The following is a 2,267-nucleotide window of genomic DNA, read 5'->3' as shown; positions in this document are numbered from 1 at the left end:
AATGCCGTGATGGGAGTCGGTCAGAAACCGCTAACTCTGCTGGCTCTTTTCAGAGAGCATAACGAGGAGTTTAAGAAGCGTATCGGTGTGGATCGTATAAAGGAGAGTTATGATTCCTACTTACGTTCATATAAGCACCTTTCGGCTTTCGTGCAGGAAAAACGCGGCGTAGAGGATGTACTGCTACGTAGTCTTGACCGTGTGTTCTACGATGACTTTGAACTTTTTCTCAGGACGGACAGGAATTTAAGCCCGAAGAGCGTGCATGAACATCTTTACAGGCTGAAGAAGATGACCATGCGGGCTGTCAGCCAGGGAACAATCCGCCGTGATCCGTATTGTCGCCTTCATCCTGAACTGCCCAAACGGAAAAGTCGTCATCTGAAGCTGGAAGACCTGAAGACACTGCTTACAACACCTGTCGAGAAGCCACAGCTTCAGTTTGTAAGGGATATGTTCATCTTCTCTACTTTTACCGGACTTGCCTATACGGATTTGAAAAAATTGAGGGTAAATGATATTACTCAATCTGAAGACGGTTCATGGTGGATTCATATCCACCGCCAGAAAACAGGAACACTGTCTTCTGTCCGATTGCTGGATATTCCTTTGAAGATAATAGAGAAATATCGGGAACAGAGAAAGGATGACAAGGTTTTCAATCTGTATAGTCGTACGTATTTCATTATGCTCGCCCACCAGTTGGGTGAAGTTTATGGATTTGAACTTACATTTCATAAGGCACGACACAATTTCGGAACCCATATAACCCTTTCATTAGGTGTTCCAATCGAGACAGTCGGCAAAATGATGGGGCACATGCGTATTGAGACCACGCAGCTTTACGCCAAAGTGACTGACAGGAAAGTGGATGAGGACATGAAACGGCTGAAAGCAGCCGGAATGGATCGGATTCCTGGTCTGTATGAAGAAGATGTTATTGTCAAGAAACGAAGAAGGAGATTCGGATACCAATTGTCCGACAACAAAGAAACGACCTTGTAAAGAGGCCGTTTCTTTTACTTTTGCTTCATACCCATCGCTGTTCTTCCCTGCATCTTTTATAAGCGTCATCAAGAACTTTTTGTATGTCTGACTCTTTGTAAAGGGCTTTTCCCTGCACAAGATAGTAAGGTATCACACCAAGGGTCCGGTATTCCTGCAATGTACGCCGGCTTACTTTCAACAGCTTTGAAAGTTCCTCGTCCGTGAGGAAATAATCACCGTGAAATGCGGGCCTTGGAGCCGTCCGTATTGCGTCTATCATGCGCTCCATGTTTTCCAGCCCTTTGAAAATAGTATCAATCCGCTGGTCTTTTCTGTTTATAAGATCGTAACTCATGGCTTTCTTTTTTGTGGGTGATAACTTGATTCCAACAGGCTTTGTACATCTTCCGGTTTGTAGAAGAACTTGTTCTTGATCCGGGTGAAAGGCAACAGTCCTTTCTCGCGATATACCTGAAGTGTTTTCTTGGATATTCGGAGAACCCCGCATACCTCCTGATTGTCCATCCATTTTTTCAGTCCCGCGTCTTTGGTCTGACTACATAGACCGATGACTTTTTTCTCAATCAGGCTGAGGCGGACAACCAATTCGTCAAAGGTCTGTTTTTCCATACATATAATTTCCATACCGTCATTTTATTAGGATTGAAGACCGAGTTCCTTTTTTATTTTCGCAGGCAGCACCTTTCCCTTTTTGTTCAGGAAGTCCTGGACTTCCGAAGCTTTGTAATAGGTACGTCCGTCAATCATGTAGTATGTGACGAGCTTCTTCTGGCGGTAGCGTGCAAGGGTACGCTTGGTAACACCAAGGAGTTCGCACATATCCTGGTTGTCAAGCAGCTTGTCACCTTCAAGGGCGGCCGTCTGCCTGTTCATACGGTTCAGTCTGTCATCTATCCTGTCAAACCGTTCCATTATCTGGTGGAGCATCATCTGGAATGTCTCCCTGTCTATCTGTATCATAATGAATTCTGTTTTTAGTGTAATAATTCCATTTTTTACACCGTGTTGCGCAACAGGTTTCATTATGATATAGGCCAAAACATGGACCAATGGAGCATATTGCCACATAAAATTATGGCAAGTCGCTGAATAATAGAGAAATAAAAAATCAGCCCCATAAAAACGAGACTGATGGAAGTATTGCAAATGCAAGAGCGTGCAATCTTTTATTGCAATGTTTTGTGGAAAATATAAAGTCACTTGACCCACTATTATAAAAATCACCTGACCCACCTTTATAACCGAAACTGACCCACTTA

Annotated in this window: 4 protein-coding genes; 1 reads left to right on the top strand and 3 read right to left on the bottom strand. The window is 43.6% G+C overall.

Annotation, left to right across the window (positions count from 1 at the left end; genetic code table 11):
- A partial coding sequence (locus tag I2I33_RS20160) for a site-specific integrase (protein WP_195666893.1) occupies positions 1-1,005 on the top strand: 1,005 nt, incomplete at its 5' end.
- 25 nt (positions 1,006-1,030) lie between these two features.
- Here the strand turns inward: I2I33_RS20160 and I2I33_RS20155 are convergent.
- Genes I2I33_RS20155 through I2I33_RS20145 form a run of 3 tightly spaced genes read right to left on the bottom strand, consistent with a single transcriptional unit; the run spans position 1,031 to position 1,968 of the window.
- Positions 1,031-1,342 carry a helix-turn-helix domain-containing protein gene (locus tag I2I33_RS20155; RefSeq protein ID WP_022161963.1) on the bottom strand — a complete coding sequence of 104 codons (312 nt, stop codon included), beginning with the start codon at positions 1,340-1,342 and terminating at the stop codon, positions 1,031-1,033.
- A complete protein-coding gene (locus I2I33_RS20150; RefSeq protein ID WP_022161964.1) occupies positions 1,339-1,632 on the bottom strand; it encodes a helix-turn-helix domain-containing protein in 294 nt (97 codons plus the stop codon). The genes I2I33_RS20155 and I2I33_RS20150 overlap by 4 nt, the downstream gene beginning before the upstream one ends.
- A 12-nt stretch (positions 1,633-1,644) precedes the next feature.
- Positions 1,645-1,968: a helix-turn-helix domain-containing protein gene (locus I2I33_RS20145; RefSeq protein ID WP_022161965.1), complete on the bottom strand. Its 324-nt coding sequence runs from the start codon at positions 1,966-1,968 to the stop codon at positions 1,645-1,647.
- Between the last annotated feature and the right edge of the window lie 299 nt (positions 1,969-2,267).

Source organism: Butyricimonas sp. BSD2780061689_150309_C8, from assembly GCF_015560935.1.
Taxonomy (GTDB): domain Bacteria; phylum Bacteroidota; class Bacteroidia; order Bacteroidales; family Marinifilaceae; genus Butyricimonas; species Butyricimonas paravirosa.
The sequence above is the reverse complement of the archived record's forward strand: the minus strand, read 5'-3'. Positions and strand labels throughout refer to the sequence as shown.

Bases quoted from the DNA above. Each gene is read 5' to 3' on its own strand.
- I2I33_RS20150 (WP_022161964.1), bottom strand. From the start codon at position 1,632: ATGGAAATTATATGTATGGAAAAACAGACCTTTGACGAATTGGTTGTC.
- I2I33_RS20145 (WP_022161965.1), bottom strand. From the start codon at position 1,968: ATGATACAGATAGACAGGGAGACATTCCAGATGATGCTCCACCAGATA.
- I2I33_RS20155 (WP_022161963.1), bottom strand. From the start codon at position 1,342: ATGAGTTACGATCTTATAAACAGAAAAGACCAGCGGATTGATACTATT.